The sequence below is a fragment of the Pseudomonas sp. MF08817 genome, assembly GCF_059862705.1.
The window spans coordinates 1-562 of record NZ_JCBCUY010000111.1 but is presented as its reverse complement, the minus strand read 5'-3'; the positions used below and the strand labels follow the sequence as shown (position 1 = coordinate 562).

The window sequence follows — 562 nt, the reverse complement described above, 5'->3', positions numbered from 1 at the left end:
GGTCTGCTCCTGGCGCTCGGCTGGCTGACGTTCGTGACCTATCAAGCGATAACGTACTTAGAGACAGAAGAAATGACGATGAGAAACATTGCGCCACCCACCCTCGTTGGCCTGGCTGCCGTGTGCGGTGTCGTGGCGCTGCTGTATGGCGCGGTATGGGGTGGCAAGGCCCTGATGCAGTGGGTCAATCCAAGGCTGGCGGTTACGCAACCGGCGCCACTGACCGCCGAGCAAATCGCGGAACGTGAACGGACCTATGCACTGGAAATCAGGGCGGCGGGGTTAGCGGTGGATCAGGACCATCACTCCAAGATCTGGCGACTCATTCAGAAAAAGAACGACAACTTCAGTTCGATATTTTCTTCAGACCCTAAGGCGTATCCGTATGGCGCGGACAGTCGCCGTACTGTTGCCGCGCTCAATACTCGGGTTGCCTTCCGCCATTCCGCCCGCGATGCCGTGGCCTACTGGCCCTTGCCGACCTTTGCACTGGGGCCTCCTAAACAGCCACACAATATGGGCGCCGAAAGCGACATTCTCAGTGGCCGTAATAAGGCCACCC

At 58.7% G+C, this 562-nt stretch carries 1 protein-coding gene; it reads left to right on the top strand.

Annotated features, from left to right (window positions below; all coding sequences use genetic code 11):
• Window positions 1–562 (top strand): type VI lipase adapter Tla3 domain-containing protein (locus AC19YR_RS24825; RefSeq protein ID WP_500600449.1); only part of this gene is annotated, 562 nt, incomplete at both ends.